Source organism: Bradyrhizobium sp. Arg816, from assembly GCF_029989365.1.
GTDB lineage: Bacteria > Pseudomonadota > Alphaproteobacteria > Rhizobiales > Xanthobacteraceae > Bradyrhizobium.
Genome location: NZ_JAPRAQ010000007.1, coordinates 67668 through 93799 on the forward strand (window position 1 = coordinate 67668; position 26132 = coordinate 93799).

Consider the following 26132-nt stretch of genomic DNA (forward strand, 5'->3'; position numbering starts at 1 on the left):
AACGCCGCCCCACTCTCCGGGGCGGCGTCTTGCTTAGGCGGCCTCTTCGGCCTGGCGCTGCCTATCTCGTTTATTGGCAGCGATGCTCGCGGCCTTCTCTTCTCGCTCAGCAATCCACGCGGCCACGGCCTCGTCCGCGATGCGGATGCCGGTGCGGCCAAGCACCATTTCGCGGGGCCCCCAGCCCTCGCGCTTTGCTCGTTCGTACGTGGATCTCGAGATGCCGACTGAGGAGCAGAACTCATCGACGGTCCAGGACGCACGCGGCACCGGATTGCGCAGACTATTCTCCTCGCGCGATCGACACGCCATGATGCTTCTCCTCTTTAGGATGCCGAGTGCCTTCACTCACCTTGTTGACGAACAGTGTGCGCTCGACCTTCGAACGTGAAAAGAATTTTTCTGAAAAACGAGAGCTTACTTTTGGTTAGCTCAAGAATCTCAAAATCTAAAAAACCCCTGCAACACAGGTACTTCTTAAACAGCTTTCTTTTAGTTAGTCCCAAACTCGTGATCGAACAGACACTCGACTGAATCTGGCCTCGCGCTATCGTGGCCGCATGCTGTTTCAAGGAATATCGAGGTGAAGCATGACGACCACCTCCAGGCGAAGCGACCGGCACGACCTGCGGCCCATGCTAACTGAGCAAATGGTTCTCGAGCTTGTCCCGATCTCTCGCACCACTCTTTTTCGCCTCGAGCGCGCCGGCAAATTTCCGCGCTCGGTCTACGTCAGCCCGAACAGGCGGTTCTGGTTTCGCGATCAAGTCGTCGCGTGGCAGACCGCTATCAACGACAATGATGAGCGCAACCCGAAGCGAGGACGCGGCAAGGGGCGACGGCGGCAAAGCATTGCATCGTGAGCTGAACGTCAGAAGGCCGGGAGAATGCCATGCCCACGCCGCGCCAGATGGTGACGAGCCCAAAGTTCCCGCGCCTGGTCTAGGTCAGCCCAACCGACGACTTTGGCTTCGCGATCAAGTCGTCGCGTGGCAGACCGCTATCAACGACAATGATGAGCGCGATCCGAAGAGAGGGCGAGGCAAGGCACGTCAACATTAGGCATTTGGCTCTCGGCCGCCAAAGCCAGCGTTATGGTCGATTCATATTCGTCCTCATGGAATAGCCTTTGCGCCTGAGATCGAAACGGTGTCACCTCTTCCCCGAGCACAGTTAACGTCCTGGCCTGATTGAGGACTGTTCCGATGCGCCTTCCAGTCCTTTATCGTGAGCGGCGCACTCTACGCCGCCACATCCGTGCAGGCGCAGACCTACGATCCCGCTTACCCGGTTTGCCTCCAAGTCTACACGGGCGGCTTCATGGATTACTATTTCGAGTGCGCCTACACCAATATGGCCCAGTGTCAGGCCTCCGCATCGGGGCGCAGGGCATCATGCGTGGTCAATCCTTACTATGCCGGGAAAGGCAGGAAGCCCGCAGTGCGTCACAAGCGAACGCATCAGTGACGACGTAATGCCGTCTGCTCTCGGTGCGCGCCGCCTGCCGCGATGTGACGCAGATCCCAACGTCACTGTGACGGATTTGCCCAGTGTGATGCCGCGCTCGATGCGCGACGACGCGACGCGCACCAGCGTGGACGGAGCACGATCGCGCTCCAAAGAGAACGGAGCTGGACCGTCGAAAGTGACCACCCTCCGCGCGGCCTTGCCGGGTCCCCCAAGGAACGCCCCCTTCGCGGGGTACGCGCGACCGCGCCGTCTGAGGATATTTGCTGTTTCTTTGATTTCGCGCTTTCGTTTTGTACCAACTCGCACAGAAATGTGGTGCGCGGAGTGGCTTGCGCAAGCCATATTCAGGGTTGGAACGCGGGGACCGACATAAGGTTTGCTTTTTGCGCATCATCGCGCTGCGCCGACGGACGCGCGCTGCATTGGAGGCGCTGCATGAAAATCATCGTTGATGAAACCGGCGAGGTCATCGCCATAGCAACGAATGATTATATTCTGCTCGGGGGCCACCATCGCCTGGCGGTGGCGGGCAGCATCGGCAAAAGATTGTTCTGGCGAGATACCGGCGAACCTGTGAAGCTTGATTTCTTCTTCAAGCACCATCCGCATGGAAATTCCCGCCGTTCAGCGTGAGCCGTTCGCCCTACTATCCTTTGAGTGGGCATCCGGCATATCAGCGCGTGCAAGATCAGCTCTGAGCCCGCATCCGGTGTGGCGGCCTAGGGGAAGCGCCAAAAGGCCACTAGACGCCGCAGAAGCTTCCAGACTGGCCGGGATGCAGACGCGTCCCCGCCGTTAGGAGCGATGGAGGGCGCGCCGCCCTCCAACTCGGCAAGCCGCTCGACCAAACCTTCCAGTCGCAACGGTAGCGGCTCGGCATCGTCCGCGAGGGCACCACGAAGCCGCTCGCCAATCTCCTTGCGGATCGCCCGGCATTGCTCAGGGTCTGGGGAATGGTCAGGGGTGAAGTGGGTTGCAGGGACCTCAACCATGGCGGCCACCCTCGGCTTGGGCTTCGTTGCCCGGCAACTTCCGCGCTGCTGCGCTCACAACGCGCATCGGGCTTGCTCAGGTCCGGCGAGATCGCGATTTTTTATCATAGGTAAATCTGCATGGGCGTTGCGACACAATCCGCGTCCGCACAATTCGGTAAAACAGACTGATCTTTCTTCTAGGAACCTACTCGGTTCGGTCCTATTCGCATCACCGGCCGAGGCACTGCCCGTAGGCGTCGGTGGCTGAGAGACCGATTGCGCTCCCGCCTGCACAAAGAGGGGATCGCATGCTGGCACACAGCGATATCAGCACTATCAGAGCTGGCTCTTTCGAGATGACGTAAATCTGCGCGCGTATGCGTGAGACAGTGGCAAACTCGCGGGAAATACTAAAGACGCCAGCGCCCGACACCTTCCTTGGTCGCCAGCATTACGCGATGCTTTCGCTGCCTGAGCGAGACGAGGATGACATGGCGGCCGTTGCCATCTTGCTCATTGCGAAGGTCGAGGAGCAGTGACATGGCTATTTACCGGCTACTACAAAACTCTGGCATGAGGCCGGAAGAGATTAGCTCGATCACCGCAGCCTACGAGCAAGCGCTGCATACGCTCTGCGTGAAGGATCGGGACGACCCGCTAACGGAAATGATCGCCAAGAAGATCATCAAGATCGCGCAAACCGATGTCCGTGACCCCGCAGAGATATCGGCTCTGGCGATCAAAGAACTAGAAATGCGGTAAGCGGATCGCCCGCGCAAGTAAGCCCTGCCGAAGGATCACCGCGTTTTTCGCTTGCGTGTTTGTTTGCGGCTTAGCCGTTTGGCGTTGGCCGCCACCTTCCTTCGATACTGCGCTACAATCTTGTCTCCGGATGCGCCAGCCATCAGGCTTGTACCGGCCTTCGCCGCCGCCAGCACTTTTTCACTCACCATGCGCTGGGCTTCACGTTGGGCTGCTTTGCCGCCGCGCATCAACTTCGCTAGGCGCAGTCCGATCACGCGATTGCTTTCTAGCCCCAGCATCATCCAGCTCCACATGCTGCAGACATTCCTAGCAACGCGAAGCGGTTCCGATCACATCAACGACCAGGGATTCGCGTTGTCCAATCAAAGCCGCGTGGCTTGCCACGACGGGCAGCAATCTACTCGCATCAATCCGCTGGCGCCATGGCTAGTGCAAGGGTTCCTTCACCTTGATCCAGGGATACATCCGAATGAGCGATAGCGGGAAATCGCTGCGTGCTGAAGAGTAAGACCGCCGCTGCTGGGGGCCAAACGGAGATGTCCGATGGGTGTGGCAGGCTGGCGCTTTGCGCATACGAAGAAAACCCTCCGCGTCCGGGCGGTCGTCATCTGCGTGCTGGAAGAGTTGCCGTTTGTCTGCCCGGTGGTAGTCGCAATCGGCTCCCTGATCATGATCGGCATCACGCTCTGCAAGGATTGGCCGCAGTGAGGGGGCCTTACCGCCAAGGCACTCATAACAGCAGGTAGACATCGACCATCAGATGCTTCTCGTATTCGGTCAGCGCCACGCTGCCGGGCGCGGCAGCTCCTCTGTGTGCGATACGGTACCAAATTTAGATGAGATTGCGAAAATGCTAATACGTTTAGGGCGGGCCGTCGCGCGGTCCCCGCGCATGCAGCAAACTCAGAAGGACCCGGACAACTTGCGGGCGGACCGCCATCCTGGGGCCTTCCGCCGCTCATGTCTGCTGGTGCAGTAAGAGCGGACTTCGATTTGGACCGCGTGGAAGTCCGGAAGTGACCCTGGCTGTGTAAAAACGCGAAAGATCGAAACACGGCTAGAATTCCAATCTTCGGCTAGCTCTCTAAGTTGAATGCGCTTGCGAGTTTGACCGCTAAGACGGTCCTGAGCGAATAACTTCTTCTATCGCCGTCGAGCGTCCTGGGGTTTTCACACAACCAAGACCCAAAACGGACATTGGCTTCGGCTCCAATTCCATCCAAGCTACCTCAAGATTAGTCGGAAAGTCCCGTGTTGCGGAGTCCTCTCGCGAGACTCGCGGTCCTCCCATTTTTGGAAAGCCGTCCCCTTTTGTCGTCGATCTGGCCGCTGTTGAAGACAATGATTCGCGCTGCGAATGCCAGGCTGCCACGAACCCGCCACTAGCCATCTGGACGGTTTCCAGTGCGGCTCCCAGCACCGCATTGCCCAGATCGTCGATCCGACGAATATCAGAGCCGCGCCCGGCGGCGGGAACCATCTTTCGGACCGTTGTCGGACCGAGGAGGAAAGCTAACATCAGCACTGAACGAAGACGCGGGTTCATCGTTATGGATTCACGCGCTGACCTGTCGCGATGACAGCATCGGCACGGGAGAACGCGGCATCGGGGGCGACATCGAGGGAAACTCGAACACTGGCGAACCGCCGTGCGATCTCGTTCCCCGCAACCCACGGAGAAGACGCATGCTACGTAAAGGTCTCGTTGCCAAAGGCCTTATTGCCATCGCGGGCCTCGTGCTGATCGCAGGCACCTTCGATCCGCAGCCCGCCGACGCCCGCGGCGGCTACCGCGCGGGCGGCGGCCGGGCGGTCGCGGTTCGCGGTCCGGGAGGCGGTCGGGCCGTGGCGGTTCGCGGCGGCTATCGGGGCGGCTACCATGGCGGTTATCGGGGCGGCTATCGTGGCGCCTATGCCTATCGCCCCGGCGTGGCGGTCGGAGCGGCGGCGCTCGGCGCGGCCGCCGTCGGTTCCGCGGCCTACTACAACCAACGCAACTGCTACGACGCCTACGGCAACTACATCTGTGGCGGATATCGCCCGTACTGATGCTGACCCGCACCGAACGGACGCTGCGCTCATGAAACCGTCGTCTTGGCTGATTTTTTCTTGCTTCGGCGGACAGAAGAGCCGCGACGGTTAAGATCGTTTGACGACGGCGGAGCCAGGCTCGGCAAGTCCGTCGTCATCGACGGGCTGTGCGCTTACGGCTGCACCATCGCGCCTCGCTGAGTTGCCGCACGGCCGGATCTGCGTGACCCTGGAGGTGAGCCTCGGCTTCCACCAGAGCCCGGTTCGCCCGCGGACCCCACGTCGGAGTTCGGTTCAACCGGTCCCATACCACGGCAATATGCTCGCCGACCCGGGCAGCGTTGCTTACCGGCCGCGATCACCATGCATCGCTGACGCCGCAACCGGTTACGATGGCTACACCACAATCATATCGAAGCGCACCGGCATGGTTTCCGCGCCAGAACGGCTACGCGACCACCTGGATCATCTACAGCAATTCCAACCGGACCACGCTGTCATCCTTACGATATCGACAAAATGAATCCTAACGACGATGGCAGCGTAACGATTTATGTTGGACCCAAGACACCAGATCGAAGGCCAATTGGCTACCGACAGCGGGCAGACGACCAATGCCGACGATGCCATGCTACGGGCCAACCGAGGCTCTAAACAACAAAACGATCAAACTGCTGGATTTTGAAATCGTCGCCTTAAGTCTCCTTCTGGCCCCTTAGCGGAAGGTCTCTATGGCCCACTGACACGTCGGCTGGCCGGCGATGAGCGGACTTCGTGCAGAGCGGCCGCCATCGGCGGCTTATGACCCGAAGCCGACGTTTCGACCAGATGGCGAGCACAGTAAGGACAGCCGCCGCCGAGCACGGACCGGTTTCGCCCGCAAAACTTGTAACCTCAGACCGCCGGCATCTGGCCGGCGGGCTTTGCGCGAGCGGTCTCGTCCGACTCTGGAGGTAGGGTGAACTGAAACACCGCGCCGCGAGGTTTATTGGCGCTCGCCCACATCCGTCCCTCGTGAGCGGCGATGATCGACCGGCAGATGGCGAGGCCCATGCCCATACCCTCCGGCTTGGTCGTGAAGAAGGCTTCGAACACGCGCTCCGCATCGTTCGGATCCAGCCCCATGCCGGAATCGCGCACGGTGACGAGCACGCCGCCCGCGGCATCCGCCTCCGTGCTGATCAGCACCTCCCGTGCTCCCTCGTCGGTGTCTCTCACGGCGTCGACCGCATTGAGGATCAGGTTGAGGATAACCTGCTGGAGTTGGATGCGGTCGCCGTCCACGGCCGGAAGGCCGGCCGTGAGCCCGCTCTGCAGCGAGACGCCATGCTTTAGAAATTCGCTGCGGGCCAGCGCGATGACCTCGAGGATGGCTTCGTTGAGGTCGAACCGACTCTTGCGCGGCGGCGCCTTCTTGATGAGGACGCGGATCCGGCCGATGACCTGGCCGGCTCGGTTGCCGTCATCAGCGATTTGGCCGAGGATCTCCCGGACCCGATCCAGGTTGGGCGGCTCAGCGGCGAGCCAGTTCAAGGCGGCGTCGGCGTTGGTGACCACCGCGGCGATCGGCTGACTGACCTCATGGGCGATCGAGGCCGTCAGTTGGCCCATCGCCGTGACGCGATTGACATGCGCGAGCTCCGCCTGCGCCGCGCGCAAGGCTTCGGAGGCCAGCATGTGGTCCGTGAGGTCGTGAACGATCGAGAGCGCAGCCTCGACCCCCTCTGAATGCAGCCGCAGAGGCGAATAGGTCACGACCCGGTAGCGCCGGCCGATGGGATAGGCAAACCACCCTTCGAAGCCGACGCCTTCTCCCGCGAAGCAGCGGTCTAGATACGGTTTGATCTCCTCAAAAAACTTTGTACCCAGCAGATCCCCAACGTACTGGCCGACGAATCTGTCGGCCGGTATTTGCCAAATCCGCTCGTACACCGGGTTGACGCGTTGGAACCGACAATCGCGTCCAATGACACAGATCCCATCGGGTGAATTCTCGAACACCTGGCCGGTCAGATCCTCCACCCGCTTGCGTTCGGTGATGTCGTTATTGGTCTCCAAGGTCGCAACCGGATGGCCGCGCGCGTCCCGTTGAAGAGACCACCTGCTCGCCACGATTGCCGGCGTGCCGTCTTTCTTCGTGTGGATGAGTTCCCCTTGCCAGCGACCCGTGCGGAGCAACCCTGCCGTGATCTCTTCGAGCGGCACGGGGAAGACCGTCTGCAGGAGTTGGTGAGTGACCTTGCCGACGGCTTCCGCTTTCTTCCATCCATACAGCTCCTCGGCACCACGATTCCAGTAGACGATGGTGTCGTTCATGTCGCGCACGAAGATGGTGTCGTGGGTGAGGTCGAGGAGGCCGGCCTGCTCGCGCAGCACCAGTTCTCTCGATTGGCTTTGCACGGCGAGGAAACTCGCAACGCCGATCGTCGCAAGGCTGAGAAGGCCGTTTGCAACGGCGATGCTTAGCGATACCTGGTGCGGCGACAGAACATGGCTTAGCACCGTCAGCGCCATGCATGCCAATGTCGCGAGTACAACACCGCGCCACTGAAGAAACTTGGCCGCTAGCAGCACCACGCTGACGTACAGCACGCCGAAGGCGAACTCTGCGGGGGTAACTGTGTCAGCGACGAAGATCCCGATAGCGATGGCAGCGCAAATAACCGGGAGAAAACGCGACGTCGGTATCGTCGCCGAATTTAGATTGGTTTGCTCTTGCTCCGACCGCGCGTTAGGCCCCGCCACGGACATGCGGGGGCTCCCAGTGCCGCCACTGGGTCGGTCCCTTTCATTCGGCCAATCGGGCAACCTGACGCTCCCATCTCCAGAGCGATGGAGCAAAGCCGCTGACTCGCACCGCCAGTCACCCATTTGCGGCATCAGTCTGTCCCAATCCACCCTGCGGGTAAAGCGGCAGCCGCGGAGCGCTGGCGACACAGAACAGCGCGGCGCAAGCCGAGGGCGACCACCGGCGGCCGACCTTCGATGGCCGTTCGCCCGCTCAAGCCGTCCAGCGTGCCGAGTTGCGGCTGGGCGAACGTCGGGTGGTAAGCACGCTGCCGATAGAGATGCCCGCTCGACCGGTCGCAATCGGAGGTGAACCGGAAGACATATGTTCGTTCCGAGCTTTACCGCTTCTGGCCCTTAGCTGAACAACGCTGAGCCAATTCGGATGTCGGCTATCGGCTGCGAACCTGACGCGGGGCCGCCTTTGCTTCGACTGCCGCTTATGACCCAAACCGAGTTGGGCTCCGCTGCGTCAGATGAGATGGCACAGCTCAAAACCCGCTCCACCTTCGGTTTACATTCTTTATACCAGCGGCTTATTCTTTGGGTGTGCGAAGATGCCTTCCTGCGAAGGGAGGACACCGTGAGGGTTGGCAACTTGCGCTATTGCTTCGAGGAATTCGCATTTGACATCGACCGGCGCGAACTCCATCGCCGGGCAGAGGTCGTTTCCATTGCGCCACAGGTGTTCGATCTGCTCGAATACCTGATCCGAAACAGGGAGCGCGTCGTCAGCAAGGACGACCTTATCAAGGCCGTTTGGAATGGTCGCATTGTGTCCGATGCTGCGCTTACGACCCGCCTGAATGCTGTCCGCGCTGCCATCGGCGATACCGGCGAGGAGCAGCGCTTCATCAAGACGCTTCCGCGCAAGGGCTTCCGTTTCGTCGGACAGGTGCGGGAGACGCGAGAAGTTGCGGACCCAAGTCCGAGCGATGCGCCCGAGAGCGCTCTCACGCTCCCCGACAAGCCCTCCATCGCCGTGCTGCCGTTCGAGAACATGAGCGGCGATCCCGAGCAGGAATACTTCGCCGATGGAATGGTTGAAGAGATTACTACGGCGCTGTCGCGGTTCAAATGGCTCTTCGTTATCGCTCGCAATTCCAGCTTTACCTACAAGGGCAAGGTGGTGAACGTGAAGCAGGTCGGACGCGAGCTGGGCGTGCGCTATGTGCTTGAAGGGTCCGTGCGCAAGGCGGCAGGGAAGGTTCGCATCACAGGGCAGTTGATCGATGCGGTTACGGGGGCGCACATTTGGGCGGACAGGTTCGAGCGTGACCTGACCGACGTTTTCGCTCTGCAGGACGAGGTAACGGTCGCTGTTGTCTCCGCCATTCAGCCCAAACTGCTTCTAACAGAAATTGCGCTGGCGACACGGCAGCGACCGGAGAACCTCACCGCCTATGATTTTTTTCTCCGCGGCTTACCGCAGTTTAACCTAGCGACCCGCGAAGGGAATACCGAGGCGATGAGGCTGGCCCGTCGCGCCTTGGAGCTGGACCCTCGGTTTGGCCCAGTCGCAGCTCTAGCAGGTAACTGTCACATGCAGAACGTCCTTCAAGGCTACGCTGTCGATCCTCAATTCGAGCGCAAGGAAGCAGTTCGGCTTGCTCACTTGGCATTGAGCATCGACGATAGTGATCCGGACACGTTAGCAAGAGCTGCGGTAATCTTGGCGTTCATGGTCGGCGATTGTGAAAGTGAGATCGAGATGGCAGACCGGGCGGTCGTCCTCAATCCGAATTCATTTTGGGCATGGCACTGCAGAGGCTGGGTCTACAAAGTTGCGGGGCTACCGGAGGATGCGATCCGGAACTTCGAACGCGCCATTCGCATGAGCCCGGTAGACCCGCTGCTGCACCGGTCGTTTACTGGGATGGGGTGTGCCTTCATCGAACTTGGTCGGTTTGACGAGGCTATCGCCGCAGGGAAGAAAGCCCTACGTCAGAACCCCTCCTTTCCAACATCTTATCGCTGTCTCGCGTCCGCCTTCGCCCATCTAGGACGTGACGCGGAGGCGCGTGAGGCGGCGGCACGTCTGCTTGAGGTCGACCCCAGCTTTACGATATCGGCGTACATCGCTCGGGGCGGGCAATCAAACTCGAAGCTGTTAATTGAGGGGCTTCGGAAAACGGGGTTGCCCGAATGAAACGTGCGGCAGTGCGAATTGCAACTGCAACCACGGAGTTTCTCGCACCAGATTTCCTCAGCAGCTGCGGTCGCGCGGTCCCCCACCTCTTCACGTCTCGCAAAGGACCCCAAACCCTTGTCGCGATTGGACAATCAAAATTCTCGTAGGAAATCCGCAACGCTATCGCGCGACAGAGGCTTTTGATACAACCGGTGATCGGCGGGTCCGGAGGCGCAAGGATCGTAGCCATGCAAATAGATCGCCGGTTCGCAGATTACGCTTTGACTGGTGGCTTCTTCCTAATTGGCCATATGGGCATGCTTTGGGCTGCAGGATATTGGCCAACCATCCGCGATGGACTTCAAGGTTTGGGGTTAGAACCCAACACTCTACTCACCCCTATCGTCACAGGCTTTGCCGGCGCTCTCGCTGTGATCGCCGTGTTCGTCGTTGGACTGATACTTGACCTGTCCGCTTCTGTTTTTCGCGGCGAGGAAATGAAGATATTCGCACGTCACCTCGACCATAACAGCGAGTGGATGACCTCGTTTATTGAAGCCCACAAAGCTTATTGCGGGGCCGACTACGAAACCTTCCGGCGCGTAATCCGTGAACTGCCCACCCCCCGCGCAGGGCAGATCTTCACATCTAAGTTTTGGAAGCCCGAGGAGTTTAAGTTTTGGAAGCCTGAGAAATTGCGCCGCGATTTCGAAGCAACGAAGGTCGCGTGGGGATTTGGCATAGCCTCCGAATATGAGCGTCTATTGAGCTTCTTCACATCTTACATTGGCCAGTCTGGATCTGCGCAGCTGACCTTGATGGCTGATCAATACTCGCTCTGGCGAACGGCACGCGCAATCGCGATGGCTCTGTGGCTACTCGCCATTGAAGCGGTACTTGTCTCGAACATTTTCGGCCTCGTCGCGGCGGCCGCAATCATCTTGCCTATCCCTTGGATAGTCTTTGGCCTCACCATTTTTATTATTCGCGGACCCTATTCCCGAATGTGCTTCACCTTGTTTTCGCTGCTGTACATGACATGCGAAAAACAGATCGTGCCACGGACGAATGCGGATCGAGCGCCGTAGTCAGCTGTGCCGAAAGCAGAGGTGAGTTCGACGGGGCGGCTCGGCTCGATAGAAGATGCTGGCGGAAGCGGCGAATAGGTCGGCACGCCACCATCGGCCGCCATCGCTACGACGAGCGCGCCAAGCGGCCCTCAGGAAGGCCATGCAGCCGCGTCAGGAGCGCAGGGGGGTACTGGCAGACCAGACCGGGTCGCAGCGACGGGGCAGCGCAGAAAGGGACCCACCCGAGGTCGCGACCGAACGCCAAATCGGGCCGCGCCAGCGCCATGTGAAACTAGGGCCTATCGGGGCCCGGAGGGTTCGGGCGGCGCTTTCGTTCGCCGGGCAAAACTCGAATAATGCCTTCATTTTCAGACACTTCCGTCGTTCTCAACGGGCCCGAAAAAGCGCTGGACGCCAGGACCACACGGTTTTGCCGTACGCGCGGCTCGCCATGTTCGCCGCAGATTTTCAGCCCTGTCGACGTAGCCCGAAAACTACTGGCGAGACGGGCCTGTCAGCGCCGTTCGTCCGCACGAAGCCTCGGGCTCACGCAGAGCAATCCGGCCCGCCTTTTGCCATTCGCACCCGACGCTGCCGCGTCCACCGCAAGCCCGGCTCGCGACACTGACGACCACATGATCATCCCTCAAGGATGAACCTGGATGGGCGACACATACGCCATTTTCTGAATTTCGGTAGCGTGGAATATTTTGTACGATGGGATTGACATGTTTGCGGTGTTTTGCGCGACGGAAATTCTGTAGCCGACGGAGCATATTTCGCCGAGAATGCCTCGTTCGTTTCAGCCGCCGCTGCGGCGCTTCGGGCGTGCCGCCGCGATGCGTGTGAAGAACCGGCTGCAACAACGGCGTGCGGCGATATCTTAGCGAGCCCAGGACACTAACGCTACCAGCGCTTCTCGGCAGCGACAGGCAATTGCCGTCGTTGAGCGCAGCCACGACGAAGCTCGAAACGCGCTCAATGGGGGCACGTTGCTTTGGTGGCCTGAGCGCGGCTGACGGCGGCGTGTCGGTCGATCCAGAGACTTTTCTCAGACCGGAGATCGTCCCCTCCTTCGGCAACGATCGAATAATTCCCCAGCGTCTGCCCAATCCATTCGGCCTGACCTGCTTACAATCTCACATTGGCCGTGATGAGATTTTTCTTGATCTCCCGGTGCACACGTCATGCACACGCGTCCCTCTAACTAATTGAAACTCTTAAACTCTCGGTCCAATCCATCATGGGCCAGTTTCAGCTAACAACGGCTAGAACAGCGTGGTCGCGCAGTGCGCCGGCAAGGTTCTCATAAGCGCCGCGCACGAAATTGTCGTAAACGACGATCTCGCCGACGTCAGTCTGCGTTGGCTGATCGACCGCATGCCAATCAAATTGAGCCGCTTTGCGTCAAAACTGCCGGTGCTCGAAGCTACGCTTTGGGACCCGGCCCTTCTGTACGATCCAACGCGTTGCGATACTCCATTAGTCAAGATGCAATGGATTTTGGAATTCTACCGGGATACGCCAAGCTCACTACTTCGGTCAGAATTCTCAACGCGAAGGAAGCGAGAACAACTCGACCAGACCACGCTAAACTACGCGATACCAACAGGCCGCACTACTCCCACTCAGTCATTTAGGACGACATTACGGCGTTGATTTGCAAGCACAAACTTTCAAGGCTGGGAGACAGATCCCGACGGTATGCCCGCTCTAACTTTTGATGCCGAATTCACGGGAAAATTCGTTCTGGTCGGAAGAATGGCGACTTCGGCAAGTATCGGAATCAATCGCCTGAGTGGCCGCAAGTGCCTAGCCGGGACGGCTACGGCTCGTACTCGCACTGCATAGCTTCCAGTACCGTCAACGATCAGGAAAGCGCGGGTTCAGTTTGTACGATGATCGCACGCACCGTTCACTCGACTCTGTCGCCGACATACATGTCCGCTTTGCGCAGAAGCTGCCGTCCCGCCGTTTTGACACGACCAAGACCCAAACCGGAAGTTTGCCGGGCTCCGAGCACCGTTGCTTATTTGACCGCTTCAAGGGGGCGGTATTCCGCACCGGACCATGCGTCGGGTGATAAAAGGCGTCTACACGTTGATCTCGCCGGCGGCCCGCACAATCGCTGCAATGGCTGCCTTGGCTGCCGGCGACGAGGTTCTCCCTCGTAAACGCACGATGCCCGTGCTCGACGGCGGCGACAGCCAGCCCTGCACGACAAGCCGAACGAGCGCCCCGGATTCCAGCTCCTCCCATACCGCCGCGTCCGTCGCAGCCAGAACGGTATCCGTGGTGAGCGCGACGGTCTTGAGCAAGCCGTAATTGTCGCACTCGAGCGCAATGGTGGCCTGCTGGCCCTCAGGCAGACCCAGCAGGGCGGCCAGTTCAACCGCTGCGCGGCTCAGCAGCGTAGGTGCCGCAAGACCGTACGCCCAGACTTCCTGCGGCGTATGCTCACGCCCAGCCAGCGGATGGCCTGCCCGCACATACAGGTTGCCCGGTTGCCCGCCGATCAGCTGGATGTCCAGCGCGGCCTCCCTGGGCATGTCGCTCACATCGGCGGCAAAGAACTCAATGTTCTCGGTACGCAGGCTCTCCAGCAATTGCACCGAGTTGCCGACCTCCATGCGCAGCGCCACCTGCGGGTGCTGGCGGCGCAGCGCCACGAGCGCGCGTGGCATCAGGGTGGCCGTCAACAGCGGCCCGACACCGAAGGCCACGTCGCCGAGCTGGCTGTCGCGGTAAAGATCCACGTCGCGCTGCAGGCAACGTGCCTCGAACAGCAGCTTGCGCGCCCGCTCGATGACGAATTCGCCCGCCGGGGTGGGGCGGACATCACCAACGTCGCGGTCGAACAGGCGAATACCCAGGTCGCTCTCGATCGCCTGGATACTGCGGCTGAAGGCCGGCTGGCTTCGGTGGACGGCTTCGGCGGCGCGGGCGAAGTGCAGGGTGTCGGCAAGGGCGACGACGTGGCTCAGACGGTGCAAATCCATGTGTTGCGCTCCATGCATCAAGATGATGAGAACTATGCATTGGACGCATGTTGATTGCACTCCTAAAAATCGTCTCACGATAAAAACACGTGAGCGAGAGGAGACACCCACATGAGCTCGCAACTGCAATACCTGCTAATCGGCGCCTGCATTCTGGGCTTTGCCGCCATGGAGTTTATCACTCGGCGGTATCAGACCACCGTACGAGACCACGCGACAGCCAACGACACCTGGCTGGAAGTGCTGATGTTCGTCAGCCTGATCGCCATCACCCAGCCCATCGCACTCCTGGGCAGCAACGCGCTGTGCAACTGGCTCATCCCCGCTCAGCACAACGCCTGGGCCAATTTGCCGTGGTGGGCCATGGCCGGCCTGCTGCTGATCGGCGATGACCTCACGCAGTATCTCTGGCACCGCGCCTCGCACTCGCCGCTGCTATGGCCGCTGCACCGCGCGCATCACAGCGCGGCCTACATGAGCGTGCGCATTACCTACCGCAACAACTTCTTCTACTACCTGATGATGCCGGGCCTGTGGATCGGCGGCGTGGCGGTGTATCTCGGTTTCGGTCCGGTCTATGCGGCGTACCTGGTGATCAAGCTGGCGGTCATCCTGGGCGCGCACTGCGCCTGGGCGTGGGACGCGCCGTTGTACCGCATCCGCGCGCTGCATCCGCTGATGTGGGTGCTGGAGCGCACCATCTCCACGCCGGCCACGCACCAGGCGCACCACGCTCTCACCAACGAAGATGGCATCGGCCACTACAAGGGCAACTTCGGCAACCTGCTGTTCTTCTGGGACGTGCTGTTCGGCACCGCGCATATCACGCGCAAATATCCGGCCAAGGTCGGCCTGCAGGACGACATCCTGTTTGGCCCGGAGCGCTGGACGACGCAGATGTTCTACCCGCTGGTCCATTCCAAGCGCGAGCATTCGGCGCTGCGCCCCGGCGGCTATGGCTTCACCGAAGCCGACCTAAAGACCGAAGCTAAACGGGAGGCAGCCTGAACGACCGAGCCAGGTTCGACTTGCCCCCGTGGGTAGCGCATTCGAGGCACTGCAGCAGGCGTTCGCGGTGCCTCGGAAGGAGCCGAAATGCGACACCATCTGGCCCGCGAGCGGCCTCTTGACTACGCCGAGGTGACCCGAATGGAAACTATCATGCTTGCGGCTGGGTGGAGCGCCGCGTTGGTATTGGTTGGGAGAAGGCGATGATTGTCTGTTCTTGCAACGTGTTCAGCGACCATCAGGTGCGGTCAGTGGTCGCAAAAGAGGAGCGACGGCCTCGTATGAGCGAGGTGTATGCCTGCCTCGGATGCAGCGCCCAGTGCGGCCGCTGCACTCACGCCATCAAGCGGATCATGGATGAAAGACCCCGCTCCGTTCATGCGGACGCAAGCGTGCACTAACCTGGAGTTGATACATCATGAACGTGCCTGTCAATTTCCGCTCGATCGCCATTGCCACTGAATTTCAGTCCTGCTTTGACAAGCAGCGTGCGGCCTATCTGGCGGCGCCGGAGCCGTCCTACGCTCAGCGCAAGGCCGATTTGAAAGCGCTCGCTCAGCTCCTGAAGGACAACAAGGACGAGTTGGTCGCGGCGATCAACGCCGACTACGGCAACCGGTCTGAATTCGAGACCCTGTTCGCCGAATACTTCGTCGTCCTCGAAACGATCGCCGATGCCGCCAAAAATTTGAAGAAGTGGATGAAGCCGCAGCGCAGACACGTCGATTTCATGTCCTATCCGCTCGCGCGCAATCGTGTCATCCCGCAGCCGCTCGGCGTCGTCGGGGTCATCGTTCCCTGGAATTTTCCGCTCAATCTCAGCTTCTGTCCGCTCGCAGCGATTCTGGCGGCCGGCAATCGGGCGATGGTCAAGATGTCGGAAAACTCAAAGGCGCTCGCCCAGGCTCTGATGCGCGTTTCGCCGAAGTATTTTCCGATCGAGAAGCTTGCCTTTTTCGAGGATGGCGGCGGACGAGGACCGGGATTCTCATCATTGCCCTTCGACCATCTACTGTTCACGGGATCCGGTGCTACCGGTCGCTCGGTCATGGCCAACGCGGCCCGCAACCTCACCCCTGTCACGCTTGAACTGGGCGGCAAGGCACCTGCGATTGTTGGGCCTGACTTCCCGGTCAAAACAGCGGCGGAGCGCATTCTCTGGGTGAAGATGTTCAATGCCGGTCAGATCTGTACGAATGTCGACTACATGTTTCTGCCCAAGGGAAGTGAGGACGAGTTCGTCCGCCATTGCCGTCGACTGTTTGCCGACCGCTTCCCTGATATCAACGGCCAGGACTACACGTCGATCATCGATGAACGGTCTTTCGCGCGGCTGCAGGCGACGCTGGAGGATGCCCGCACAAAGGGCGCAGTCCTGATAAATCTTGCGGAACAGCAGGAGCCAGACGCGAAGCGTCGCAAATTTGCGCCGCATCTCGTGCTAAATCCGACCGAAGACATGATTGTCATGCAGCGCGAGATCTTTGGTCCGATCTTGCCGATCAAGACCTATGCAGATCGGCAGGAGGTCGCCGATTATATCAATAGTCACGACCGCCCGTTGGCAATCTATCCATTCACTCACAATGCCGAGCTGCGCGACTTCTACATCTCGCGGGTCATGTCGGGTGGCGTATCGGTCAATGAAGCTCTGCTGCACGTCGGCCAGCACGACCTGCCATTCGGTGGGGTCGGGGCGAGCGGCATGGGCCATTACCACGCGCGCGAGGGGTTCAACACCTTTTCAAAATTGCGCCCGATCTTCTACCAAGGCCCTCTCTCGCCGATCCAAATGCTATTTCAGCCGCCCTACTCCGGCCGCCCAATGAGCATCTTGCGGACGATGATCAAGTGGAAGACGTGATGTGCGCGCTTGATCCTCCTAACCAATTGGCTGCGGCCCGGCTTCATTCTCATTCGCGCGGAGACCATCATGAAGGGTAAAGTCGTTGTTATCACCGGCGCGCTGGGCGCGCTGGGCAAGGTGGTCGCCGAGGAAGCACATTCGCGGGGCGCGCGCGTCGCGGGCATCGATCATGCGGCGCCGCAGTTCGCGGCAACCGCCGAGCGGATCGAACTCGGCGGCGTTGACTTGACCGACGCCGCCCAGGCGAAAAAGGCGGTCGATGCCGCGGCGACGCATTTCGGCGCAATCGATGCGCTGATCAATATTGCCGGCGGGTTTACCTTCGAGACCATTGCCGACGGCGATCCCAAAGCCTGGCAGCGCATGTACGCTCTCAATGTCGAGACGGCGCTGAACGCTACCCGCGCCGCGATCCCGCATCTTCTCAATTCGCACGCAGCCCGCATCGTCAATATCGGCACGATGGGCGCACTGCAGGCCAGCTCCGGCATGGGTCCTTATGCGGCGTCGAAGGCCGGCGTGCACAAGCTGACAGAGTCACTCGCTGCCGAATTGAAAGGCAAGATCACAGTGAACGCAGTGCTGCCCTCGATCATCGATACCGCGGCAAACCGCGCCAGCATGCCGCAGGCCGATCCCGCCAAATGGGTCGCGCCGGAGGAACTCGCCGATGTTATCCTTTTCCTGGCAAGCGACGCCGCCAGTGCCGTCACCGGCGCGCTACTGCCGGTCAACGGACGGGTTTGACGCGTGACAAAAAGTCATTGAAACGTAACGGGGAGCCACGCGAATCCTGGACGCCGCGGTTTGCGGTCATTAGCTCATTCAAGGGGCGAGCGACCGATCCTCGGCAGGTCCAGATCGCGCCGCTTTGCACGCTATAGGCAAGTATCAACGCGAGCTATGCCTAGCGTCGGCTATTGGGCTGGGCACTACATCAACCGCGACGGAGACTGGAGCGTCGCACGCGACGCACTTGGCCGCATCATCCGGTGCGAGACCGAGAAACTAGCACGTTCAGTCGCGCGCTATCGTCGTCGTCGTCTCAAGCCGTTGGGAGGCGGAAACGCTAAGCTAGCGCGCTCTGAAAAGCGGTGCGGCAGGGACGGTGCTGTTGGCGCACCGCTTTTTCGTTGAATTCGAGCGGTTCCGTTGACTCCCACTTAGCTTGGGACGGACGCATTCGATGTCGACCTGCTCGAGCGTGGCTGAGCGAATTGCTAGGCCGGGGGTCATCACCGTTTCACTGAGGTGAATTGCACTTGTCAGAGGAAGGTCCGCGGAAATGTCCTACCGGCACGGATGGGTCTAACTTGGCGGACGACCGCTTCAATTCGTCCATCGAATGTTATGATATTTCTGCACTAGCCGGTCTCAAGCAAGCCGGCTTCATTGGAAGCTGAATTCGCGGATTCCTCCATACGACCCATCATCTCGAAGCGGCGTCTCCTCGACTGGTGGCGCGACGACGAACTCCAACTGCGCGAGATCCATGATGCTGGATAGCCGAAACCGGACTGGAGAAGATTGATGGTACACCACTTTCCTTCGTTGCCGGTGTCCAAGTTTGGGCGAACTGCTCGACCGGCCCAAGGGCTAAGGAGTAGGAGCTGAGCTAATGAAGCTCCCGGCGGAGACCGTCGATATGAGGCATGCGAACGCCGCTTCGACGTAAAGATTACTAAGCGATCCGGGCCCCTCATCGCCAAGATAATCAATGTAGTCCGGAAGCAAACCTTCAATTAGTCCGTTTTTGGCGTCGAGGATCGCCCCCATTTCGTCCTCCGTGAAGAAGGGGGAACACTGCCGTCGACTGGGTTGATAAGCCGGCCTTTTCAAGGGCCGGTACGATGAGATCTGGATGGATGTCTGTCCCGCTTGCAAGTGCCGCGCGTTCATGACGGGCGAGCAGACCGCTGAGGACATCAGTCAAGAACGTGACGAGTAACCGTCACCTACGCCGGCTTCTCAAACGAATCGATCCTGCTGGAGGAGCTATACAAGCGCGGTACTGCGCAGCCCCAGATCGCGCCCGATCTCTATGCCGGCGAGGGCTTACTCATGTTCTGGAGCCACCGACCGGTCGCACCATGGCAGACCGACGCCTGGCTGGCGCAGATGCGGCGGTCGCTGCGGCCGAACCAATATGCGCGCATGATCGAATGCCGGTGGACGACATCAGAGTCGGCGTTCATCGAAATCCAACTTTGGGACCAGTGCGTCGATCACGGTCTCCAGCCGGTCCAATCCGATCGTAATCTGCACGTATTCGTCGGCGTCGACGCCTCGCTGAAGCGGGACTCGACCGCGATCGTAGTGGTCACCACCGACGGCGAGCGTGTCAGGCTGGTGCGGCATCGCGTGTTTCAGCCGTCACCGGATGCGCCGCTCGACTTCGAGGGCACGATCGAGGCTGAGTTCATCGATCTCTGCAACAACTTCGCGGTGCAGGAGATTCGGTACGATCCATGGCAGCTTGCCAGCGTCGCACAACGGATGATCAAGCGCGGCGCGCCGATGGTGGAATTTCCTCAGACGACCAGCAACCTCACCGACGCCAGCTCTAACCTCTACGAGCTGGTCAAGGCCAATAATTTGCAGGCCTATGCCGACGAGCCGCTGCGCACCTCGATCTCGCAGGCGATCGCGGTGGAGACGCCGCGGGGATGGCGGATCGCCAAGGAGAAGCAGAAACACAAAATCGATGTTGTTGTCTCGCTCGCGATGGCAAGCCTCGCCGCGGTGAAGCAGGAGCAGATACCTGGCTGGGGCATCTTCGAGCATTACCGCCGCGCCAGCGAGGCGGCGACAACGCCGCCGCCGGTCGCCGATACGGTGCGCATTGCCTGGCCCAAGGAGCAGCAGGTGCCGTCCCATCTCGAAGTCGAGGGCACCTCCTACCTCGTCGAGCTCGATGGCGCCAAGTTCGTATTTCGCGTTACTAGAGATCACGCCCGCAAGCTGCTGAAGGGCCCGTTCCCGAACGCCGATCTGATTTCCTGCAACGAGGACATCGCCGCCGATCTAGATCCGTCTCACGTGCCGAGTATGAGGCCAAGTCTTTAAGCCGGACGAAGCCCTGGGAAGCCGATGGCATATCCCGAAGCACATGGGAGCGTCGTCGTCGTCGTAGGGCCGGCACTGAGATTGATGCAAGTCCGTGTCCAGCAAAGATAGGGGATTCACTGGTGGGCACGGACTTGCGTCACGTGGTCTTACCACTCCGCAGCAGGATCGAGCTACCCGCGATCGATTTCAGGAAGTTCGGTATCGTCGCGATCCGCGTGATGCAGGGATCTGATGTCCTGCGGACGTGGACGCGCGGCGCCTGAAGCGCCCGCGCGGGTCCACCGGTCACAGAATACGGGACAAGTGGGACATGCCGGGAACAATGTCCAACCTTGTCCCAAATGTCCCAGGGCGCGCTCTCTGGCGCGCGTTGACCAGCGAGACGTTCCGGTTGCCTGGTGCGCGGTATCGACACTAACCCCGGCCTTTGCTGCGACCTTCCTCACGGACAGTGATGGATCTGACGTCACAGCTGCCTTCGCCGATCGATCGGACGGTGTTCGTTTTTCGGAGCTTCCGGATCTCGAACGCCCATCTCCCGACGGACGTCAGCAACCGTTTTATCGCTAGTATTGGTCTGCAGCGCGATCTCCGAGTCATTCGCCTTCGGATCACGCAAGATCGCCTGCTTGATCTGCCATCGGCTCTGCTCAGGTGTCAGGTGGCGAGACTGTCGCATCAGTCAGAGCGGAGTGGTCTACTTGCGGAAATTCCGCGGAGAGACCGCCATCGATTCGAGCGTGCTGATCGACATCGGCAGCGGCACGATTGCTGGGACGGTGTTCATTTTCTGCATTGTGCAGATTTTGAACACTCATCTCCGCACGCGGGACGTGCCCGTCTTCAGATTTTTTTTACGATGCCGCCTTAGCGCATCAGCTCGACCGCGATGGGCAGCGGGAGGCGCCGCCGCTGCCGCAACGGGGCAAAGCGGTTTAGGGCGGCGGCGCCGGGGGCGCGGTTGCAGTCCGGCCCTCCCGCATCTAACGGCCGCCGGGCCGGTGCCGTTCCTGATCGGAATGCCTATCTTTGAGCGCACCTTGGCGATTTGCGAAACTTTCTAAGTTTTGCAAAAAAGTTATGGACGTAGAAAATCAACGCGTTACAGTTTGCGAAACTTATTTGCAAAAGTGGAGCGCGCAAATGGCTGTCCTCGGCTACGCCAGAGTTTCAACCCGCGACCAGCATCTCACCGGGCAGATCGAGGCTCTAAAGGAGGCCGGCGCTACCACGATATACCGCGAGAAGGTTAGCGGCGTCCGAGCAGATCGGCCCCAGCTCGCGAAGCTCATGTTGGCCCTTCAGGCCGGTGACGTCGTCGTGGTGACGAAGTTGGATCGGCTCGGCCGCTCGACCCGTGAGTTGTTGGACCTGATCGAGCAGATCGGCTCGGCCGGCGCGGCGTTCCGGAGCCTCGGCGACCCGTTGTTTGACACCACGTCGTCGCAGGGCCGGCTTCTCCTGGCCGTGCTGGCCGCGATCGCGTCGTTTGAGCGCGACCTAATCCGCGAGCGCACCACCGAGGGCCGTAAGCGCGCCATGGCGGAGGGAAAACGGTTTGGCCGGAAGCCCAAGCTGACCGACTTTCAGCGGAAGGAAGCCCTGAAGCGCCGTGCGGCCGGCGAGACGCTGGCCGAGATCGCTAACACCTACGCGGTCAACGTATCGATGATTTCGCGGCTGAGCCGAAAGTCTACGGATCGTTAACAGCGCAACGCCGCTATCGGCCACATGCTCGCCGCCGGCCAGTCGTGGAGCACGATCCAGGCCGCCACGGGCTGCTCGCGAGCGACAATCGCCAAGATAGCCAAGCGCGGTCAGAAGGCCGCATGAGGCCATACCGCCTTTGCGCGCTCGCGTGGAGAATGGTCTTTTTGCTGGTTTCCGGGGAACAACAGACTTGGCAACGCGTCTGTTTGGGGCCCCCAGCCGATAGGTTAGCCCCAACCGCTGGAGGAAAACTCGCAAAATCTATTGCGATGATCGGACGACGACAGGCATAATTTCCTGGATAGTTTGGACGGACCCGACTGCGATGGAAAAACTTCGAAAAGCAGATCAGATCTTGCCTACCCGGGCAGCTGGCTACATCCGCGGTGAGATCACCGCAACTCCATTGGAGTTTGTGAAAGAAATTAGGACGGGACTATTTAACCGCTTGCGGCATAGACAGATCAGTGACCGCGCTTACGAGCTCTGGGAGCAAGGCGGCCGGCCTATGACGGGGCGCGACCTAGATTTTTGGCTGGCGGCAGAGCGAGAGATCGATGCGCGATAGCCAAAGCTAGATACTCGAAACCCATACTCCACCCGCCAGCGCGCCACGCCCGTGCGTTGGTGCGCCTCCGCGGGCCCGGAAGTTCGGTCTCAGAAAGGGCTGCTCAGAAGGCGCGGCAGGACCACTATTGGCATCGGCGATATTCGACTGGCGGGCTATGTTTTCCGGTGGGTTGCTCATCGCGACCCGTTGCATTTGGAAGCGCGGCTAACCTGGCCCGGCTTGGTCGTCGTCACGCTGCGAGTCGCCTACGTTGCTACCCCGGTCATTCGCGCCGTCAGAGCTGATGTTGCCATCCGCTTCCGTGGACTCGGGGCTGTTCGTCCGATTCAGGAGAAGCTGTCTGCGCATCTCGACGAGGCGCGCGCGGCAATATTCCCGGTATAGAAAATCGAAAATGGCGGGCGGCAAGACCGAGCCCTCCGTTGAATGGCGTGCGGTACCACAGCCTCGCCGCGCCGCATGTGAACGGGATCACACGCGATCTATTCCCTGGCGCTGATGGGTCCGGCCTCGTTGCCGTAGCTTCGGGTCGACATTCAGTTGCACGCTTCCAGCGCGTGGCGTGAGTCGGCCGGCCTCCAGGACCCGCCGAATGGACGGCGGCTGGACGGCCTCCGCACGCGCCGCTGACGACCGCCCCGGCTAGCGCTCTCTCCTGCGAAGATGCACGAGTTACGTACAAAACACGTGCAAAATCAATGGCTTATTGATTTGTTCATGAGATCGCCTATATAGAACGGAGATAGAACGAAATTGCGGGCCGGGTAGGACGCAAAATGGCTGACATAGCCGCACGTTTGAAGATCGATGGGCGAACATCTCTCGGCCGCGCGTTGAAGGCCGCTGACGCCCGCCGACGCGAGATTGCCGAGGGCCTCCTTGCCGATCTCCGATCGCGCGCCGTCAATGCGCGACCGAATTTGGGCCGCGAATACGGCCGCGTTGGTGTTTCTAGCCGAGCGAGCCGAGGCACGCGGCGAGGACAGTGCCGAACTGCGGCGCCAGACCACGGCTCTGGCCGGCGCCTTGCGAGGATTCTTATCGATGCCTGAAAACGTCTTCATTGCGATTAACGACGAAGCGCTTCATTCAAAATCGAAAATCTACATTGGACGGGCTTTGGCGCGCAAAGGCGGGGGCGACCTCGACGAATATCAGCTTTGGGCTTACCTTCGAGATGCTCCGCTCGCTCGCCGAGAACTGCGATTTGCTCAGGATCGTTCTGGAGCGCAAAAAGGATCAAATTTGCCGTCTGCCGTGGACCATTCGCGCCCGACACGATGGTCCAGCACACCGGAGACCGAAACTATCAGCGTTACCGGCGGCACAGCGTGAGCGCATTCGATCGTTGACAGCGTTTTTCAGGGAGCCGGACTACCTTTTGTCCTTCAGCACCTGGTTGCGGAGCTTGCTTGAGGATCTCCTCGTCATCGATGCGCCGTCGCTGTTCTGCAAACGCGATGGGCTCGGACGTCTCGTCAGACTTCAAATCACCGATGGTGCTACCATAAAGAGGATCATCGATCCCCACGGACGGACACCGGAGCCGCGCCTCTGGGATGATGGCGCGGACGCGTCCTCGCAGAGGTATGTCATCCAAGGGAATGTCGCGTTTCCTGCAGCCTATCAGCAATTACTTCACGGCTTGCCGGCAGCGAATCTCACGGTGCGGGACTTGGTCTACCGGCCGATGAACCTGCGACCAGGTCACGTCTTCGGCTTCTCCCCGACGGAGCAGATACTCCGCACGGTCAACATCGCAATCCGGCGGGCACAGTATCAGTGCGAATATTACGAAAGCGGTAATCAGCCGGAGGCGTTGTTTTCCTTACCTGCGAGCTGGACCGTACCAAGTGCAGAGATTTCAAGATTACTAGGACAACCTGCACAGCGGAAACCTCGCGACGCGTCGCCGGATGAAATTCTTGGCCACTGATAACGGAAGCAACTCATACATTCCGATCAAGGAATCAGCGCTTACCAACGAAATGGACGCGTGGTTGGCACGCGTCATTTGCCTGGCCTTCTCCTACCCCGTCTCAGCGCTGGATCAACAAGTCAATCACGCGACTGCCCAGCAGGCCGAGCGCACCGCCGAGGAAGAAGGCGTGGAGCCGACCAAGCAGTGGTTCAGCGATCTCGCGAACGACGTCATCCGTAGCGAGACCGGCTTCGATGACGTCGAGTTTGCCTGGATCGAGAAAGACGAGGTCGACCAGAAGCGGCAAGCCGAGATTTTGACATCGTATGTCGACTCCGGCGTGCTGACCATCGATGAGGCCCGCGAGCGTATCGGCGAAGAGCCCAGCCCAGATCCAATGGCGAGGGTCTTGGCGGTCAAGACCGCAACAGGCCGCGTGCCGATCACCAGTCAGCGCAACACCAGTCGCTCTGTGCTGTCTTAATCTTCTCAAAGGGAGGCTCAGAATGAGCAAACGACCTTCGAAGCGAATCCGCTCCACCTATAAGGCGTATACTACCAACCCCGCGACGTGGGCGAGCGTCGATTTCTGCGGCTACTATTTCGGCAATGATCGGCCGTTCCGCTTCAATGTCTGGGCCGGAGCCGAAGGTTTGTGCGTGTATGGCGTTAAAGGTGAGATGTCTCACTATCAGGCGGTGGAGACGGCCTTTTCGATATTGACCGCGGCGGCATTTCTGGACGGACTTACAGACAAAGAGCGAGAGAGGCTCAGGGAGATCGTGGCGATGGAGCCTATGTTCAACCGGCCGGCCGACGCCGAGCGCATCGCCGCGCGCTGATCGCGCCGCTCGCTTCACAGCAGCAAAGGCCCGCCGCTAACCCGGCGGGCTTTTCCGTTTTTCAATCACGTTTGCGTATAATTCCTTACCAAGACTGCGCCAGCGCCTTCCCAAGATTATCGACCGAAATTAATCAGCAACATCAACGTTGGGTGTGCGTAGGGACCCTTGTTGCGGCGACATGACATTTGCTGGAAATTGGCTGCACCCGTGCAATATTTTAGGCGTGCGTAATCTACACGGGAGCACGCTTGTGAATCAGTCCAACGAAATGGCGACTTTGTCGCTGAAGATCCCCGACGACGTTCGTACGTTGTTGAAGGCGTGGGCCGCGCACAACGTCAGCAGCATGACGTGCGAGCTCGTTCGCGCTGTGCGCGAGCGAGCCGAGCGCGAGCAGCAGAAAGAGGCAGCGCGATGAGCGAGACAACGAAGGAGCCTCTTTACGGCGAGACCAACACTGGCGATGCCAGCACTTTGAACGATGACGAGATCGAGGAGATGATCCGTGATCTGTTCGATGAACACCTAAGCGAAGAACTCTGCCGCCAAGCGTCTGAATGGCTGAACCTGCGCCTCGACGTCTATCAAGCATGCGTCGAGCTTGGCTTGGCGCCCAACGCCGCCTTGAAGGAAGGAAAACGGCCAGTTGTGGCCAAGAAGGTCGCCCGCGCCAAGGGTGCCCGTAGACAATCGCGGACTGCAGCCCTGGCCCGCAAGAAGAATCGCGGTGGCAAGGGCAAGAGCGGCGGCGGAGGCGGCGGCTAGTCCAAGATGCGTAAGCAGACCGCTCTTCCTCCACATTGCCGCCGCGCTTGATCAGGCGCGAGGCGGCGGCGGCCTATATCTCCGTCAGCCCGAACACCTTCGACAAGATGATGGAGGAGGGTCGCATGCCGCGCCCTCGCGTGCTGGCC

At 60.1% G+C, this 26132-nt stretch carries 26 protein-coding genes and 1 pseudogene; 22 read left to right on the plus strand and 5 right to left on the minus strand.

All coding sequences use genetic code 11. The annotated features are described in order from the left end of the window. Positions 1-33: 33 nt before the first annotated feature. Positions 34-348, minus strand: a complete 315-nt coding sequence (locus tag OWC48_RS18750) for a hypothetical protein (RefSeq protein WP_282521291.1) — start codon at positions 346-348, stop codon at positions 34-36. Between the two features lie 242 nt (positions 349-590). Here OWC48_RS18750 and OWC48_RS18755 point away from each other — a divergent pair, with 242 nt between their 5' ends. The 3 genes from OWC48_RS18755 to OWC48_RS18765 all read left to right on the plus strand — a co-directional run bounded on the left by OWC48_RS18755 (position 591) and on the right by OWC48_RS18765 (position 2103). Next, the gene (locus OWC48_RS18755) at positions 591-863 is read left to right on the plus strand and encodes an AlpA family transcriptional regulator (protein WP_282521292.1); all 273 of its coding nucleotides are present in this window, start codon (positions 591-593) and stop codon (positions 861-863) included. A gap of 364 nt (positions 864-1227) precedes the next feature. Continuing rightward, positions 1228-1467 (plus strand): DUF3551 domain-containing protein, encoded by a 240-nt coding sequence (locus OWC48_RS18760; protein ID WP_404979785.1) that lies wholly within the window; start codon positions 1228-1230, stop codon positions 1465-1467. A gap of 438 nt (positions 1468-1905) precedes the next feature. Then, complete coding sequence (locus tag OWC48_RS18765) at positions 1906-2103, plus strand: hypothetical protein (protein ID WP_282521293.1); 198 nt, start codon at positions 1906-1908, stop codon at positions 2101-2103. 751 nt (positions 2104-2854) lie between these two features. On the opposite strand, the gene OWC48_RS18770 is transcribed toward OWC48_RS18765, so the two are convergent. Next, positions 2855-2986 carry a hypothetical protein gene (locus OWC48_RS18770; RefSeq protein WP_282521294.1) on the minus strand — a complete coding sequence of 44 codons (132 nt, stop codon included), beginning with the start codon at positions 2984-2986 and terminating at the stop codon, positions 2855-2857. Here OWC48_RS18770 and OWC48_RS18775 point away from each other — a divergent pair. Then, entirely contained in the window at positions 2985-3206 is a 222-nt protein-coding gene (locus tag OWC48_RS18775) for a hypothetical protein (protein ID WP_282521295.1), read from the plus strand. The genes OWC48_RS18770 and OWC48_RS18775 overlap by 2 nt on opposite strands. Before the next feature lie 35 nt (positions 3207-3241). Here OWC48_RS18775 and OWC48_RS18780 read toward each other — a convergent pair whose 3' ends face one another. After that, entirely contained in the window at positions 3242-3502 is a 261-nt protein-coding gene (locus OWC48_RS18780; protein ID WP_282521296.1) for a hypothetical protein, read from the minus strand. Positions 3503-3752: 250 nt separating this feature from the next. On the opposite strand from OWC48_RS18780, the gene OWC48_RS18785 reads away from it, so the two are divergent. The 3 genes and pseudogenes from OWC48_RS18785 to OWC48_RS47170 all read left to right on the plus strand — a co-directional run. Then, positions 3753-3917, plus strand: coding sequence for a hypothetical protein (locus tag OWC48_RS18785; RefSeq protein ID WP_282521297.1), 165 nt, complete (start codon positions 3753-3755; stop codon positions 3915-3917). Between the two features lie 978 nt (positions 3918-4895). Continuing rightward, positions 4896-5258, plus strand: a complete 363-nt coding sequence (locus tag OWC48_RS18790) for a hypothetical protein (protein ID WP_282521298.1) — start codon at positions 4896-4898, stop codon at positions 5256-5258. 272 nt (positions 5259-5530) lie between these two features. Then, positions 5531-5770 (plus strand): annotated as a pseudogene (locus tag OWC48_RS47170) (hypothetical protein); the annotation flags it as partial. Positions 5771-6134: 364 nt separating this feature from the next. Here the strand turns inward: OWC48_RS47170 and OWC48_RS18795 are convergent. Further along, on the minus strand, positions 6135-7991 hold the full coding sequence (locus OWC48_RS18795) for a PAS domain-containing protein (RefSeq protein ID WP_282521299.1): 1857 nt from the start codon (positions 7989-7991) through the stop codon (positions 6135-6137). 478 nt (positions 7992-8469) lie between these two features. Between OWC48_RS18795 and OWC48_RS18800 the strand changes: the two genes are divergently transcribed. After that, positions 8470-10176, plus strand: a complete 1707-nt coding sequence (locus OWC48_RS18800) for a winged helix-turn-helix domain-containing tetratricopeptide repeat protein (RefSeq protein ID WP_282521300.1) — start codon at positions 8470-8472, stop codon at positions 10174-10176. Between the two features lie 230 nt (positions 10177-10406). Next, positions 10407-11246, plus strand: a complete 840-nt coding sequence (locus OWC48_RS18805; protein WP_282521301.1) for a hypothetical protein — start codon at positions 10407-10409, stop codon at positions 11244-11246. A 2075-nt stretch (positions 11247-13321) separates the two neighbouring features. Here OWC48_RS18805 and OWC48_RS18810 read toward each other — a convergent pair. Further along, positions 13322-14227, minus strand: a complete 906-nt coding sequence (locus OWC48_RS18810) for a LysR family transcriptional regulator (protein ID WP_091954629.1) — start codon at positions 14225-14227, stop codon at positions 13322-13324. 111 nt (positions 14228-14338) lie between these two features. Here OWC48_RS18810 and OWC48_RS18815 point away from each other — a divergent pair, with 111 nt between their 5' ends. The 13 genes from OWC48_RS18815 to OWC48_RS18880 all read left to right on the plus strand — a co-directional run bounded on the left by OWC48_RS18815 (position 14339) and on the right by OWC48_RS18880 (position 25983). After that, positions 14339-15235, plus strand: coding sequence for a sterol desaturase family protein (locus OWC48_RS18815; RefSeq protein ID WP_091954626.1), 897 nt, complete (start codon positions 14339-14341; stop codon positions 15233-15235). A gap of 203 nt (positions 15236-15438) precedes the next feature. Further along, positions 15439-15636: a bacterioferritin-associated ferredoxin gene (locus OWC48_RS18820; protein WP_091955290.1), complete on the plus strand. Its 198-nt coding sequence runs from the start codon at positions 15439-15441 to the stop codon at positions 15634-15636. A 17-nt stretch (positions 15637-15653) separates the two neighbouring features. Continuing rightward, on the plus strand, positions 15654-17099 hold the full coding sequence (locus OWC48_RS18825) for a coniferyl aldehyde dehydrogenase (RefSeq protein WP_282521302.1): 1446 nt from the start codon (positions 15654-15656) through the stop codon (positions 17097-17099). 69 nt (positions 17100-17168) lie between these two features. Beyond that, positions 17169-17849 (plus strand): 3-oxoacyl-ACP reductase FabG, encoded by a 681-nt coding sequence (fabG, locus tag OWC48_RS18830; RefSeq protein ID WP_282521303.1) that lies wholly within the window; start codon positions 17169-17171, stop codon positions 17847-17849. Between the two features lie 1314 nt (positions 17850-19163). After that, positions 19164-20168 (plus strand): terminase TerL endonuclease subunit, encoded by a 1005-nt coding sequence (locus tag OWC48_RS18835; RefSeq protein WP_282521304.1) that lies wholly within the window; start codon positions 19164-19166, stop codon positions 20166-20168. A gap of 1146 nt (positions 20169-21314) precedes the next feature. Beyond that, positions 21315-21878 carry a recombinase family protein gene (locus OWC48_RS18840; protein WP_282521305.1) on the plus strand — a complete coding sequence of 188 codons (564 nt, stop codon included), beginning with the start codon at positions 21315-21317 and terminating at the stop codon, positions 21876-21878. 328 nt (positions 21879-22206) lie between these two features. Further along, on the plus strand, positions 22207-22449 hold the full coding sequence (locus OWC48_RS18850; protein ID WP_282521306.1) for a DUF2934 domain-containing protein: 243 nt from the start codon (positions 22207-22209) through the stop codon (positions 22447-22449). An 882-nt stretch (positions 22450-23331) separates the two neighbouring features. Further along, a complete protein-coding gene (locus tag OWC48_RS18855; RefSeq protein ID WP_282521307.1) occupies positions 23332-23787 on the plus strand; it encodes a hypothetical protein in 456 nt (151 codons plus the stop codon). Positions 23788-23860: 73 nt separating this feature from the next. After that, complete coding sequence (locus tag OWC48_RS18860) at positions 23861-24388, plus strand: hypothetical protein (RefSeq protein WP_282521308.1); 528 nt, start codon at positions 23861-23863, stop codon at positions 24386-24388. Continuing rightward, complete coding sequence (locus OWC48_RS18865) at positions 24378-24857, plus strand: hypothetical protein (protein WP_282521309.1); 480 nt, start codon at positions 24378-24380, stop codon at positions 24855-24857. The genes OWC48_RS18860 and OWC48_RS18865 overlap by 11 nt, the downstream gene beginning before the upstream one ends. Before the next feature lie 22 nt (positions 24858-24879). Next, positions 24880-25215 carry a hypothetical protein gene (locus OWC48_RS18870; RefSeq protein ID WP_282521310.1) on the plus strand — a complete coding sequence of 112 codons (336 nt, stop codon included), beginning with the start codon at positions 24880-24882 and terminating at the stop codon, positions 25213-25215. 253 nt (positions 25216-25468) lie between these two features. Next, complete coding sequence (locus tag OWC48_RS18875) at positions 25469-25636, plus strand: hypothetical protein (RefSeq protein ID WP_282521311.1); 168 nt, start codon at positions 25469-25471, stop codon at positions 25634-25636. Then, complete coding sequence (locus tag OWC48_RS18880; RefSeq protein WP_282521312.1) at positions 25633-25983, plus strand: hypothetical protein; 351 nt, start codon at positions 25633-25635, stop codon at positions 25981-25983. The genes OWC48_RS18875 and OWC48_RS18880 overlap by 4 nt, the downstream gene beginning before the upstream one ends. The last annotated feature ends 149 nt before the right edge of the window (positions 25984-26132 follow it).